This is a genomic window from Clostridium sp. 10cd* (assembly GCF_044336395.1).
Lineage (GTDB): Bacteria > Bacillota_I > Bacilli_A > Erysipelotrichales > Erysipelotrichaceae > Clostridium_AQ > Clostridium_AQ innocuum.
Map to the genome: position 1 here is coordinate 3306041 of NZ_CP172347.1, position 13940 is coordinate 3319980.

A 13940-nucleotide genomic window follows, 5' to 3' on the forward strand; every position below is an offset into this window, starting at 1 on the left:
TTCTAAAGAGAAAAAGCGATTATTTACAACCGCTTCTCAAAATTCCCACTGATGCTCATACCCTCGTTGAAGATGACAAAAGCCCTGGGATCAATCTTATAAATGATTTTCTTCAGCTGTGTTACCTCATATTTGGAGATGACCGTGACAAGAATATGCGTATCTGTCTTCGTATACGCTCCTGCCCCCTTCCAGTAGGTGACCCCCCTGCCCATTTCCTTCATAATACTTTCCTGTACTTCCTCCTCTTTGGTGAAAATCATCGCTGTCATATTGATATTCTGATAGTGCGTCTTATCGACAACAAGATACATACAGGCTGTATAGATAATGGAATAGATCGCCGTGGTTACATTAAACAGAATCGCACAGACACCGAATACCAGAACATTGATGATATTGGAAAGACGTCCAACGCTGAAATCTGAAAACTTCTTTGTGAAGTATACCCCCAGAATATCCAGTCCGCCACCGCTTCCGCCACTTCGAAGAGCCAAACCAATACCGAAGCCGCAAATCAAACCGCCAATCAGACAGGCCGCAAGCACATCGTCAAGAATCGGTGTGGAGGGTATCATAACGATCGTAAAGGCAACCGTCTGTGTCAGGACACAAAGCAGCGTCTTCACAAAAAACTTTCTGGAAATGCTGCGATATGCCAAGATAAATAAAGGCACATTCATTAAAAAGTTGATAATACCGGCGATATCCAGCTGACCGAAGTCCATATGGGCATACTGCGCCAGCACTGTACGGATAATCTGTGCCATACCAATCACCCCGCCACTGTACAAATCCAGCGGTACAATGAACAGGTTCAGGCCAACGGCAAACAGAAAACCGCCGATCACAACATACACATAGTCATACATAATTTTTTGCAATTTCATACTATCACCATCCCCTGCAATCGTAAGAATTATATCATAAAAGCCGGTAAGCGCAATCCCTACCGGCCGTTTTTCTATTTAACAATTTTTTCACAATCACCGTCAATACTGCCGATGCGGCAGGTACTGTCATATACCAGCTTGCCATCGCAGGTAATGTGATCAACACGGCAATGGCTGGACAGATGAATTTCGGTCGCACTGATGGAATGACAGGACATATTGCAGGCAGTCAGCTGACTGCACTCAATATTGCGCGCCGTATTTCTCTTTTCCGGCCGAAAGCCGAACAGACCATGGAAAATATGCTGACCATGACCATAGTTGATCCGGATATCATCACCGAACAGATCATTCAGGGAAGCACAGCCTTCAATACGGACCTTGTCAGCATTCACCTCTCCCTTATTGTTCAGGACACCCTCTACATAAATCTCATCGGCATACACCCGGATACCATCGCTCTTCACAACACCCTCGATATCCAGACGTCTTACACGAATATCCTTTTTACAGGTCATAACCCCCTGCACATCCATGGTGCCACCCTTTAAATCCCCGCTACACTTGCAGGTACCCTCGATGCTTAAAACCTCAAACTCCAAATCGCCGTTAATCGAGCCGACACCTTCAATATCAATACGGCCGTATTTACCGCCGGAAATCGATCCGATTCCCTCAATCGTTGTATTCATGTGATCTGTATTCATACCAGCGAACCCTCCTTGTACATAATAAACGCAGTCCGATTGCAATGCAGATAATCGCCATCCAGACAGGATATGTCAGCTTTACATCAATCCACGCATTGGCATCTGCCAGAAAGTAGCAGCCTGCCAGCACTGTAAATATATTATAGAAATGCAGGCCGTGATCCAGCATGCTGTAGAGTGCAGGCAGAATCAGCAGCATGGTCCACCAGCCGGGAAAGAATATGGTGAAGTCCCACCAGTCCAGCTGCGTTCCCAGATAGCCGATCCCGATGGCGACAAACACCAGTCCCCAGAGAATCCGTTTTACGCGATATGTCATCATGATCTCATCTCCTCTTCATCAAATGTAAACTGAAAGGTTTCCTTGTATTTCAGCTTAATCGCATTGCTTAATTCATTCAAGTGGATGGAACGTATTGCAACAAGGCCGTCATCCAGATAAACCTCACTGCCTTCCTTTTTCAACAGAACATACAGGTGTCCCTGCGCCTGCAATAGCTCCAAGACATAATCCGCACTGTGCAGTTCACTCATCCTTTTACTTAAAAATGAAACGGCATGCGTACGTTCCTCCTCTGTAATTGCACTATCAACCATCGCCTGGGACAGGGCAATCATAACAAGCACCTCCAGAAATACGAAGCTGTCCTTGCTCATGGCATCCATGAAATCCGCTGCCACATCAATATCCAGCTCATCGAAATGCTCCAGATCCTCCTCACAGAACAGACGGTTACTGACCTCCGGTGTCAGAATCCGGGCAAGCTCCTCTAAAGAATAGCTGTCCTTCAGCTGCTGTATGGCATGAATGCGCTTGAGTATCTTCTCCTGGGGGAAATAGGTTTCCTGCCCTGTCGGACTGGAGCGCTTGACAAACCATTCCTCGGGAATCAGACCCTCCCGTTTCCACCGATACAGCTGGCCATACGAGATTCCGGTCGTCTTCAGTAGATCCTTCTTGGATATTTCCATTGTATCACCTCTAACGTAACATTGTTTTATTACACCTATATATTAACAAAACATTGTTACATTGTAAAGAAGAAATTTTAATTTCTATAGAAAACGGTTACACATTCAATAAGAACAATACTTTTATGAATTCTGTCTGAAAAAAGATGCAAATCTATTGACCGGCGGTCATTATAGGTATAAACTATAAAAATGTATAACTAAAGGAAGTGTTTTTTGTGGAAGAATCCGTAAGTAAACGATCACGCATTCAGGATGCTGCTGTCGCACTGTTTCATGAGCAGGGTGTGGAGGCAACCTCTGTCAATGAGATTGTCAGGCGTGCAAATGTCGCAAAAGGGACGTTCTATGTATATTATAAGGATAAGAAGGAATTGATTTCTCAAATTCTTACCAAGCAGCACGGCTGTCTGATGAACGATATCCTCAATCACTCCTATGAGGCTGCACTTGCTAACAGCACCTGCTGGAAGCGCACCTTTATCGACGAGCTGATCACCTATTATATTCAGCATCCGAAGCTGCTTCGTACGATTCAGAAAAACATTGCTTCTATATTGGATACAAAGGAACATCGGGATATGGTGTTTACCCATATCGAACGCATGCCGGATTTTCTGAAGCTGCTGAGACGGGAACAGGAAACAGAAAAGAAAGCACTCAATCGTTTTCTGATGATGATGGAAATCATCGGATTTGTCTGTTACAACGCTATTTTCTTCGAGCAGCCGGATTCCATAGAGGAGATTCTGCCTGAACTGCGGGAAACGATGTTCAAAATGCTTGAGAGAAAGGAGTAGCCTATGACATATAAACTGGGAATAGATGTAGGTTCCACAACCCTGAAGGCAGTGGTTCTCAACGATCAGGATGAGATTGTGTACAAGAGCTATGAGCGCCACAAATCCAAGGTACGGGAAATGAGTGTTTCCAAGCTGAAGGAATTGCATGAGCTGTTACAGGGACAGAGAATCGCACTTGCCATTACCGGCAGTGCGGGCCTGGGAATCGCAGATGATGCAGGTTTTCCTTTCGTACAGGAGGTATTCGCAACAGCCCAGGCTGTGCGTAAATATTATCCGGCAAGTGATGTTGTTATTGAGCTTGGCGGAGAGGATGCCAAAATCATCTTTTTACAGGGAACGCTGGAGGAGCGTATGAACTCCACCTGTGCCGGTGGTACCGGAGCGTTTATCGATCAGATGGCAACCCTGCTGGATGTCGATCTGGAAACGATGGATCAGCTGTCCCTGCAGCATACCACGCTGTATCCGATTGCATCACGCTGCGGTGTATTCGCAAAAAGCGATGTGCAGCCGCTGATCAATCAGGGCTGTGAAAAATCAAACCTTGCGGCAAGTATCTTTCAGGCGGTCGTCGATCAGAGTATCGCCGGACTGGCACAGGGAAGAAATATCGAAGGAAACGTATTGTTTCTGGGAGGTCCCCTGCATTTTCTAAAGGGGTTGCAGGAGCGCTTTAAGGAAACACTGAAGCTCCGTGATCAGGAAGCGAATTTCCCGGAGCTCGCCCCTTATTTTGTAGCACTGGGAAGTGCCGTCTATGCGGCAAATGAGGCTGTGGATTTCTCCTATGAGGAGCTGCTTGAAAAAATGGAGGCTATGGCTGCCAAAAAGATACAGACGCAAGGTCTTCCCCCACTCTTTGAAAGTGATGAGGATTATGAGGAATTCAAAAAGCGCCATACCAGTGCCAGTGTGGAGCGCAGTGATATCCACACCTACAGGGGCAATGCCTATCTGGGCATCGATGCCGGCAGTACCACAACCAAGCTGGTGCTGATCGATGAACAATGCCGCATTTTATATGAAAGCTATGCCGGGAATATGGGAAATCCCGTGGATGTTGTACAGAAGGAGCTCGCAAAGCTCTATGCCCTGATGGAGGACCGCATTCACATCATACACAGTGCGGTAACGGGCTATGGGGAGGAGCTGATGAAGCATGCCTTCCATCTGGATATCGGTGTTGTGGAGACGATTGCCCATTACCATGCGGCCCACTACTTCAACCCGCAGGTAGACTTCATCATCGATATCGGCGGTCAGGATATGAAATGCTTCCGGATTCGTGATCATACGATTGATGATATCCTATTGAACGAAGCCTGCTCCAGCGGCTGCGGAAGCTTCATTGAAACCTTCGCAAAAAGCATGGGCTATGATATTGAGGAATTCGCCCGCATGGGGTTATCCGGAAAGCATCCGGTGGACCTTGGAACACGCTGTACGGTCTTTATGAATTCCAGTGTCAAGCAGGCACAGAAAAACGGAGCCAGCATGGAGGATATCTCTGCCGGCTTATGTATGAGTGTCGTAAAAAATGCATTGTATAAGGTCATACGTGCCAAAAGTCCGGATGATATCGGAAAGCAGATCGTCGTACAGGGAGGAACCTTCCTGAATGATACGGTGCTGCGAAGCTTTGAGCTGGAGCTTGGAAGAAACGTCATTCGTCCAAGTATTTCCCATCTGATGGGGGCATATGGAGCCGCATTGATTGCGAAGGAGAAAAAAGCCACTGCATCCTCTCTACTGAAAAAGGAAGATATTGACAGCTTTACGCACAGCTCAAAGGCCTTTCATTGTGCTCTTTGCACCAATCACTGCAATCTGACCGTAAACACCTTTGCGGACGGGGCAAAGCATATCGCCGGCAACAAGTGTGAGCGTCCGGTGACCGGAAAGGTCAATAAGGAAAAGCTGCCGAATCTGTATGATTATAAATATGATGAGCTGCTGAAGCTGAAGGGGGTACCCGGCATCCGGGGAAAAATCGGGATTCCGCTTGTTTTGAATCTGTATGACAACCTTCCCTTCTGGCATTCCTTCTTTACCAATCTTGGCTATGAGGTCATCTTGAGCGATCGTTCCAGCAAGGCACTGTATTCCCTTGGACAGCATACGATTCCAAGCGATACGATCTGTTATCCTGCCAAGCTGGTGCACGGTCATATTCAGTCGCTCATCGATAAGGGCCTGCAGACGATTTTCTATCCATGCATGACCTACAACGTCAATGAGGACATGGGAGACAATCATTTCAACTGCCCGGTCGTTGCCTATTATCCGGAGGTTGTGGAAGGAAATATGAATCTGGAACATGTAAAGTTTCTGTATCCCTACGTATATCTTGAGGATAAGCGTATCTTCGATCAAAAAATGTTTGAATATTTCAAAGCCCGGCAGATGGATATTCCGTTCAAGGATGTTCAGGCTGCCAGCAATCACGCCTATTTCGCCTATCAGCAGTTTAAGGACCGCGTGCAGGAGGAAGGACGCAATGCCATAGCGTTCGCTCGACGCAATCACCGTGATGTCATAGTGCTTGCCGGACGTCCATACCATGTCGATCCGCAGATCAATCATGGAATTCACAGACTGCTGAACAATTTGGGATTCGTCGTAATCAGTGAGGACAGTATCGCTAAACAGGCCGTGCTGCCAAGTGTTCACGTTTTAAATCAGTGGACCTTTCACTCCCGTATGTACAATGCCGCACAGTATGTGGCACAGCAGGAGCATATGGAGCTGATTCAGCTGGTAAGCTTCGGATGCGGAATCGATGCGATTACCGCAGATGAGGTTAAGGATATTCTTCGAAGCAATGGAAAGCTGTATACACAGATTAAAATCGATGAAGTTGACAACCTCGGTGCGGTGAAGATTCGCTGCCGCTCACTGCAGGCTGCCATGGAAGAAAGGGAGGGATGAGTATGTCACATGTAGAATTCACGAAGGAAATGAAAAAAACACATACGATCCTTGTACCGATGATGCTGCCGATTCATTTTCAGTTCCTGCGCAATATTTTGTGCAAGGAAGGTTATCGTGTGGAAATCCTGAAAACAGAGGGACAGCAGATCATTGATGAAGGCTTAAAGAATGTGCACAATGATACCTGCTACCCCGCCCTGCTTGTAATCGGTCAGATGATCGATGCATTGAAAAGCGGAAAATACGATACCGCACACATTGCGCTGGCAATCACCCAGACAGGAGGCGGATGCCGGGCTTCCAACTACATCCATCTTCTGCGCAAGGCACTGGTTCAGGCCGGATTTGAGCATGTTCCGGTTATTTCTGTCAATTTTTCCCAGCTGGAAAAGAACAGCGGCTTCAAGCTGACTCCTAAGATGCTGCTGAGATTATTATATGCATTTTTATACGGAGATATGCTGATGTGGATCAAAAATCAGTGCAAGCCGTATGAATTGGAAAAGGGCAGTACAGATGCACTGGTAACCACATGGATCGATACGATCACCGCGCAGTTTGATTCCCTGTCCTATATGCGAATGAAGCATAATTATCAGGAAATGCTGCATGATTTTGCGGCTCTGCCGAGAAGCCAGAAGCCGAAAATTCAGGTGGGAATCGTCGGTGAGATTTATATGAAGTATGCCCCTTTGGGCAATAACGAGCTGGAGGACTTCCTGATTCGTGAGGGCTGTGAGCCCGTTGTCAGCGGTGTTCTTGACTTTGGTCTTTACTGCCTTGAAAACTCGCTGATCGATCACGCGTACTACGGGCGTAATAAAAAGAGCTACCGCTTCATTCAGATGGCGGATAAGCTGATTCAGAATATGCAGAAAAAAGCCATTACGGCAATACAGAAGCAGGGAACCTTCCGTGCACCGGATACCTTTCAGGAGGTTATCGAAAACAGCGAAGGAATCATCAACCGCGGGACCAAGATGGGAGAGGGATGGCTGCTCACCAGTGAAATGGTCACTCTGATCAAAAACGGTGTGCATAATATCGTCTGCTGTCAGCCGTTTGGCTGTCTTCCCAACCATATCGTTGCCAAGGGTATGACCAGAAAAATCAAGGATAAATATCCGATGGCAAATATTGTTGCAGTGGATTATGATCCAAGCGCAACAAAGGTCAATCAGGAAAACCGATTGAAGCTGATGCTGAGCAATGCACGGTTAAGCGAACGCTTTGCGAAGGAGGATGAGGAGGCCCTTGCAAGTGAGCGACAGCGCAAGCTTGCCAGCTCCCGTTCATAAGCAAAAACAGTCCTGTATCTGAATTACTCAAATACAGGATTTTTTTTACATCGAATGCTCTGCAGTTTTGTAAAGGTGCTCCTTTCGTTTTTGAAGCTAATACAGCATGTAAGCCACTGTTCACCGGTTGTATACTTATCTATATGCCATAGATGATGGGTATTCTCGACCTTGTGAATATCGATACAGCTCCTACATTTATAATCGAAAGTAAAAATAACATGCTCTTTTTACCGGGAATGCTCCTCTTTTGATAATATAATCGACACGATTCCACATAGGATTCCTCCGATTGGAAATACAATCAAGCTAACATTCCAAATATTCCAGATAAAGCTGATAAGCAGCTGCACAAACCATCATGATACAGCCGCACCACTTACCAATCAGCTCATCGTCTTTTTCTGCCATCTGCGCATAAGCAGTTGTTCGCTCATAGGTTTCTTTTCGCATACCGTAATATACAAGAAGCAGTATGGCAATTGTCACAAGCATGATATTCAGGTAGCTTCATTTCCAACAGCTGTTCAATGACGATACTGAATCATATAATCCCAATGGAAGCCACAACAATACTATTAAATTTCCTATGAAAGCCATCCAGCTCATATGCAGTATAGATATCCTGAGGAATTTGCGGATATCTACGCTTGAATGCGGTATCCTTCATACCGAAGAAGACACGAATAAGGATTCCAATAATTGCGAAAATCAGAAATACAATAGCATGTCTTCATTATCCATAGAAGGCTTCAAAAAGCAATAGGCACAAATCCCCGCAAGAATACAACCGATTCCAACGGTGATTCCTTTCGTTTTTGTCAGCTCATGGGTCTCATAAGTATCACGACTCACACCGGAATTCTCTTTCATATCCCCTTTCAGTAAATCATCCAGCGTACAGTGGAACAGCTCACAAATCAGCATCAGCTTATCCAGCTCAGGATAGGCACTTCCATTTTCCTGCTCTGCGCGCCTTTGGTGCACTTACTAACCACCTGTCTTGATACATTCAGCTTATCCGCGAGCTCTTCCTGTAAATAGCCATACTGCTTCCTTGCCTCTCTCAAATTTTCTTCAAATTTCAATTTAATCACCTCGTCATCATTGTATAAAAACAGGCTGGCTTACACCACCAACCCGTATTAGCGCTTTGTATTATTTTGTCAACCAATGGTAGCATTCCCCTGTTTTAAGAGATTTTCAGTCAATCTGCCAGTCAATCGGCTGCTGTCCATGCTCTTGTAAAAAGGCATTCGTCTTTGAGAAATGACGACATCCGAAAAAGCCATAATCTGCACTGAACGGACTTGGATGTGGACAGCTTAGGATCAGATGAGCAGGATTTGTTATCAGTGTGCTCTTTTCCTTTGCATTCCTTCCCCATAACAGAAATACGATAGGCTTTTCACGCTCATTCAGCTTGCGAATGATCTCATCCGTTAAAATCTCCCATCCTTTGCCACGATGGGAATTTGCCTGCCCTCTACGTACTGTTAGAACAGTATTGAGCAGAAGCACGCCTTCCTTCGTCCATTTTGTAAGCTCTCCATGAGGCGGAATACTGCATCCCAGATCATCATGCAGCTCCTGATAGATATTTACAAGAGACGGCGGAGGATTTACTCCTTTTTTTACAGAGAAGCACAGACCATGTGCCTGTCCCGGACCATGATATGGGTCTTGCCCTAAAATAACAACCTTTACATCCTGATATGCTGTATAACGCAATGCATTGAAGATATCATACATACCCGGATAAATTGTCTGCGTTTTATATTCTCTTGCCAGAAAAACGCGCAGTTTCTGATAATACTCCTTCTGAAATTCATCCTTTAACAGCTCGTCCCAGTCATTTCCAATTTGTACCACGTTATCACCTAGTTGTATTCTACCGCATTCCCATGTAAAAGAAAACCGTTTCTGCAGGAAAACATTACAGAAAGCGGTTTTTGTATCACTATTTACAGCTATTGTAAGTAACTGTAAACATGAAACAGAAGTGTCTTGATAACTCCGAGTATCTGTCACTCACACATTTAATATTATATTCTTTTTATCTAAGATATTTCTCAGCAAATTCAGTTGCTGCTATCGCACGACTGACCAGAAACCCCTGCCCGATATCACAGCGCAGCATCCTCAGGTCAGCGTATTGCTCCCTGGTTTCAATCCCCTCACAAATTACCTGCATACCGATGCTGTGAGCCATTTCAATGATTTTCCAGAATATTGTCATCTGGCGGCGGTCCGTATTGATTCCATTCAGCATCCCTTTATCCAGCTTCAGTATATCCGCATCCACCTGACTCAGCATACCGATACCGGCATATCCTGTTCCAAAATCATCGATAGCAATCTGAAAACCGGCATCATGTATATCCTTCATAAATACCTGAAGGTCATTTGCATTATCTGTAAATGCAGATTCTGTCAGTTCAAAAACAAGCTTTTCATGAGGTATTGCATAGGAATCCACAATTTCACAAAACCTTCGTAGATATTGGCGCTCTTTTATATGCAAACGGGACTGATTTATGGAAATCGGCAGCAGCTCTTTCCCTTCATCGAGGCATGTCCGCATAAATTTACATAGCTTATGTAATACATAGAAATCAAAGCCAGATATCACGCCGTGCTTTTCAAATAGCGGGATGAATTCATCCGGAGATACACAGCTGCCATCCTTTAAAAACCAGCGTGACAGAGCTTCACCGGATACAACGCTCCCGTCACTTAACAGAAACTGCGGCTGTATGAACAACTGGAAGGTATCCTCCTGTATAGCTTTTATTGCTTCCTCAAGCAGCTCACTTCTGCGGTTTTTCTGTTCCAGCATCCAATCCTCAAAATAAACAAAATCACTGACCCGGCTATTTCGTTCCACATACTGCATTGCCAGTACTGCTTTATCCAGCATAGACTTTATACTTTCCCCACAGGCATCCTGAATCAGATAAACACCACCGATATATTGCAACGTATGCTTTAGACAGGACACGATAGGTTCGTCCAGCAGATGTTTGCGGATACAGTGCAGACGGTTATAAAAATCATCTATGCTTGTAAACCGTAAAAGTGCCGCAAAGGTATCCTTTTCGATACGCGCACACAGCTCGTCCTTCTGACAGAAGGATTGCAGGTTGCGGGCAATGCTTTTCAGTACATCATCACCAAATGCATAGCCGTGAATCTGATTGATAAAACGAAAGTCACTAATACCAAATTTGAAAAGCGCATATTGCTGGTTTGTATGCTGTAGCAGCTCTCTTGCCGCTTCCACGAATCCCTCCAGATTAAAAATCTGCGTCAGTGTATCACAGTGCTGATTATATACAGGCAGCTTCGCTGCATTATGATGAATTCCGAATTTTCACGCTCTGTAGCGTCATCAGAAAGGGATTGATGTATGTGGCGGATTTTCCATCCCCCTGCTTCCATCTCCCATACCAGAGAGACCTTCAATCTACACAGCAGTCCTGATCCGTGTGCATGCTGTATACAGGTAAAAGCTACGACTGCAATATCCTGTTTTTGATATATGATTTCACAATAGACATCCTGAAGATGAACCATCTCCCCATAGATAATGGAAACCTCCTGTAAAGCACGCTCCACTTCCTGCATACCATGACATAAAGCTGACCGGTGTTCTCCCATCATGGATATTTCATTAGAAAGATATTCTTTTAAAAGCTCGAAATCATGCTCCTCAAAATAAAGACGGATCAGCTCAATGCTCAGCTTCTCCAGCTTCGCCTGTTTTCGTGACATACATATCATCCCTTCATTCCCCATTGAATTCTATTAATATTATCTTTTTAGTACAACCCCGTAAACAAAAACCAGACATATACCGTTAGACGGCATATGTCCGATAATTCTTTTGCTTATTTAAAATTTTATGTAACCCTTTTTACAATCCTATTGTAATCTATTTTTGTACTTATTTCAATATCTTGTAAGATTTATTATCACGCGGATATCACAGATTTCTACAGGATGCATATTGAGAATTTCACAATATACGAAAAGTGAGAACATATAAGCTTAGCAGCCTGAAGCACCTCTGACGAAAACAATCATAGAAATCAATAATCTGTATGCGAAAGCAGGAGTCTAGAATTCAATAATGATTAGGAAAATCAGATTGTTTTTTTGGACACGCTTTGTATACACAAGCTGTCCATCTCTGCTTCACTGCCCAAATGCAAAGCATAAGAAGCTTGTATTCTTCTCTTAAAGCTGTCTGGATAAGCAAATACTGCTGATATCCGATGCATGCCGATAATATCGCTGCATGAGCTGAAAGAGTTCATTGTCAGATACGTCCTCAGTAAGAAATTCCCTTTTCTCCTTTTGAACAGTCTTTCCCACCTCACAGCTTTGAATCATTGTATCGCACATATGAATAAATTGCTCTACTGACTGCTCCTGGTCCTCTGTTAAGGTATCATGCTGCACGGTAAAAATCATCTGCTCCATCTCCACACTCATATGCCAGAATGCAGACAGCAAATGGCGATAAAGCTCGATATTCTCACTGCTGCCTTGCAGGTACTCCAGTATCTGGTCATACACCATATGAAAGCTGGTTAATGCATCCATAATGATACCGTAATCCAGCGGTGCATGCAGACTACCCTGCAGAATACGCAGATAGGAATGCTGCATATGAAACATCCGCTTCATGTTTGCTTGAAATAATCCGCTGCGACTGGTAGGAAAAAAGAACCGGTTGACGATCAATACAAGTAGAATTGCCACAGCTACATAGGTAAGGCGCATCTCAATCGCGATTGTTTCCCGCATGGCAAGCGAAGTCAGTGTGATGGCAAAGCAGGTAGAGAACATTGCCTGAATCCAGGTGCCTGGTGTTGCACAATACATCAGCGATACGACAATGCTGGCAAATAGAAAGTGTCCTGCAACGCCGGGCAAATGCGGAAGTACGAGATAAATAACCGTACAGCCGAAGACTGTTCCGATGAATCTGGTTTTCAGACGATAGGCGCTTTCCTCATACATGGGCTGCAGCAGCAGAAATGCATTCAGCACCAGCCAGTAGGAATGATCCAGCTTCGACAAACGGGCGAATAGAAATCCGCAGAGCAGAACCAGAGAAAGACGGCTTGCAAAACGAAATTCAAAGCTGTCCATACGCAGCCGATTACGCAGCTTTCGTTCCTCCGGCAGCTTCCATTCCCGATGGACTGCTTCTTTTTTGTTATCCTGCAAATCCTTGAGAATCTGTAAAAAGAGCTGCAAAAAGTTATGCAGAAACAGGGAAACGGCATCCTGCTTTTTTCGGCAGGCAGTAAACAGCTTCTGCCCTTCCTCCAGCAGCATTGAATTATCCGTACAGTTAAATTCTCGACATGCTTCAGGAACTGCATACATCTTTGTAAAAGCACCTGCTGCTGTTCACTGCATACAGGGATATTATCCATATTTTCCAGGAAATAACTGCTTCGCTGCAGAAGTAATGCAAACAGGTAACGCAGCCTTCCCTCCTTCGTCGCGATATAGGTGAAGCCGCGGCTCTGGTATGCCTGCTTATAAAGCAATCTCTGAATATTCACCAGCTCTTCCTTTCGCTGCTGATCTGTTTTCTGTTTGAGATAGGCATCCATCTGTTCCTGTAAAAGCGCTATCCCTTTTCTGGCCAGTGCATAATCATCCTCTCTGCGATGTCCATAGGAGGACAGCAGCAGACAGCATACTGCAAAACCAAGAGAACAAGCCATTACCAGCAGATAGGTCATGAAATCTGTATAGGGTATCGGCCGCAGCTGCAAAAAGACAAACCCCATGGCACTTGCCATATATCCCTTTTGATTAAACTGCGAGGATTGCAGAAAGACAAGAAGAAAGGGTACTGCGATATTCAGCAGCACACAGGCAAGCAAGGAATGCGACGCCAGAAATGCCAGTATGCTCAATGCCATCTGTACAAAAAACATGATACATAATCTGCGCGGTGTCTGCTTCCTCTTTCTGCGTATTTTATAGAGCAGGGTCACAAAGGATACAACGATCACATACTGTACACCGAATAAAACAAGAATTGCATAAAATAAAAACAAAAAGAAAAGAATGTCCGGCAGGGCATCCAGGATTTTTCTCTTAGCTGTCTGGTATAACACATCCGGTTTCAAAGATAAACCACTTCCTTTTAAGAGCCTTATTATACCATAATATGAAGGATACGTAAAATGTATACGGACTCGTAATTGTCGTCCCGTATGCAGTTTTCCAAAGTCCTATACCAATCATGCTAAGCAATAAGCAGCAATGCTTCCTATTGCAAACTCCCTTTTATTTTGAAAT

15 protein-coding genes are annotated in these 13940 nt (G+C 44.6%); 3 read left to right on the forward strand and 12 right to left on the reverse strand.

Annotation, left to right across the window (positions count from 1 at the left end):
- Nucleotides 1-23: 23 nt before the first annotated feature.
- From ACG3M1_RS16480 to ACG3M1_RS16495, 4 genes are all read right to left on the reverse strand, one after another.
- On the reverse strand, nucleotides 24-890 hold the full coding sequence (locus ACG3M1_RS16480; protein ID WP_002609657.1) for a YitT family protein: 867 nt from the start codon (nucleotides 888-890) through the stop codon (nucleotides 24-26).
- 74 nt (nucleotides 891-964) lie between these two features.
- Nucleotides 965-1600, reverse strand: a complete 636-nt coding sequence (locus tag ACG3M1_RS16485) for a hypothetical protein (protein ID WP_008817890.1) — start codon at nucleotides 1598-1600, stop codon at nucleotides 965-967.
- Nucleotides 1569-1925 carry a LiaF transmembrane domain-containing protein gene (locus ACG3M1_RS16490; protein WP_002609654.1) on the reverse strand — a complete coding sequence of 119 codons (357 nt, stop codon included), beginning with the start codon at nucleotides 1923-1925 and terminating at the stop codon, nucleotides 1569-1571. Before ACG3M1_RS16490 ends, ACG3M1_RS16485 begins: the two co-directional genes overlap by 32 nt.
- Nucleotides 1922-2575: a DUF4004 family protein gene (locus tag ACG3M1_RS16495; RefSeq protein WP_008817891.1), complete on the reverse strand. Its 654-nt coding sequence runs from the start codon at nucleotides 2573-2575 to the stop codon at nucleotides 1922-1924. Before ACG3M1_RS16495 ends, ACG3M1_RS16490 begins: the two co-directional genes overlap by 4 nt.
- Nucleotides 2576-2793: 218 nt before the next feature.
- On the opposite strand from ACG3M1_RS16495, the gene ACG3M1_RS16500 reads away from it, so the two are divergent.
- Genes ACG3M1_RS16500 through ACG3M1_RS16510 form a run of 3 tightly spaced genes read left to right on the forward strand, consistent with a single transcriptional unit; the run spans nucleotide 2794 to nucleotide 7610 of the window.
- On the forward strand, nucleotides 2794-3375 hold the full coding sequence (locus tag ACG3M1_RS16500; RefSeq protein ID WP_008817892.1) for a TetR/AcrR family transcriptional regulator: 582 nt from the start codon (nucleotides 2794-2796) through the stop codon (nucleotides 3373-3375).
- A 3-nt stretch (nucleotides 3376-3378) separates the two neighbouring features.
- Complete coding sequence (locus tag ACG3M1_RS16505; RefSeq protein WP_008817893.1) at nucleotides 3379-6309, forward strand: acyl-CoA dehydratase activase-related protein; 2931 nt, start codon at nucleotides 3379-3381, stop codon at nucleotides 6307-6309.
- A 2-nt stretch (nucleotides 6310-6311) separates the two neighbouring features.
- Nucleotides 6312-7610 carry a 2-hydroxyacyl-CoA dehydratase gene (locus ACG3M1_RS16510; protein ID WP_002609645.1) on the forward strand — a complete coding sequence of 433 codons (1299 nt, stop codon included), beginning with the start codon at nucleotides 6312-6314 and terminating at the stop codon, nucleotides 7608-7610.
- 309 nt (nucleotides 7611-7919) lie between these two features.
- On the opposite strand, the gene ACG3M1_RS16515 is transcribed toward ACG3M1_RS16510, so the two are convergent.
- The 8 genes from ACG3M1_RS16515 to ACG3M1_RS16550 form a co-directional block, all read right to left on the reverse strand.
- Complete coding sequence (locus ACG3M1_RS16515; protein ID WP_002609643.1) at nucleotides 7920-8105, reverse strand: hypothetical protein; 186 nt, start codon at nucleotides 8103-8105, stop codon at nucleotides 7920-7922.
- A gap of 216 nt (nucleotides 8106-8321) precedes the next feature.
- Nucleotides 8322-8597, reverse strand: a complete 276-nt coding sequence (locus ACG3M1_RS16520) for a hypothetical protein (protein WP_008817894.1) — start codon at nucleotides 8595-8597, stop codon at nucleotides 8322-8324.
- Nucleotides 8537-8707, reverse strand: a complete 171-nt coding sequence (locus ACG3M1_RS16525; protein ID WP_224720912.1) for a helix-turn-helix transcriptional regulator — start codon at nucleotides 8705-8707, stop codon at nucleotides 8537-8539. The genes ACG3M1_RS16520 and ACG3M1_RS16525 overlap by 61 nt, the downstream gene beginning before the upstream one ends.
- A gap of 106 nt (nucleotides 8708-8813) precedes the next feature.
- The gene (locus ACG3M1_RS16530) at nucleotides 8814-9482 is read right to left on the reverse strand and encodes a uracil-DNA glycosylase (RefSeq protein ID WP_009270844.1); all 669 of its coding nucleotides are present in this window, start codon (nucleotides 9480-9482) and stop codon (nucleotides 8814-8816) included.
- 184 nt (nucleotides 9483-9666) lie between these two features.
- The gene (locus ACG3M1_RS16535) at nucleotides 9667-10893 is read right to left on the reverse strand and encodes a GGDEF domain-containing phosphodiesterase (protein WP_008817896.1); all 1227 of its coding nucleotides are present in this window, start codon (nucleotides 10891-10893) and stop codon (nucleotides 9667-9669) included.
- Nucleotides 10894-10919: 26 nt separating this feature from the next.
- The gene (locus ACG3M1_RS16540; protein ID WP_008817897.1) at nucleotides 10920-11384 is read right to left on the reverse strand and encodes a nuclear transport factor 2 family protein; all 465 of its coding nucleotides are present in this window, start codon (nucleotides 11382-11384) and stop codon (nucleotides 10920-10922) included.
- A gap of 465 nt (nucleotides 11385-11849) precedes the next feature.
- The gene (locus ACG3M1_RS16545; RefSeq protein WP_395815461.1) at nucleotides 11850-12770 is read right to left on the reverse strand and encodes an FUSC family protein; all 921 of its coding nucleotides are present in this window, start codon (nucleotides 12768-12770) and stop codon (nucleotides 11850-11852) included.
- Nucleotides 12662-13768: a hypothetical protein gene (locus ACG3M1_RS16550; protein WP_227761361.1), complete on the reverse strand. Its 1107-nt coding sequence runs from the start codon at nucleotides 13766-13768 to the stop codon at nucleotides 12662-12664. The genes ACG3M1_RS16545 and ACG3M1_RS16550 overlap by 109 nt, the downstream gene beginning before the upstream one ends.
- Nucleotides 13769-13940 lie beyond the last annotated feature (172 nt).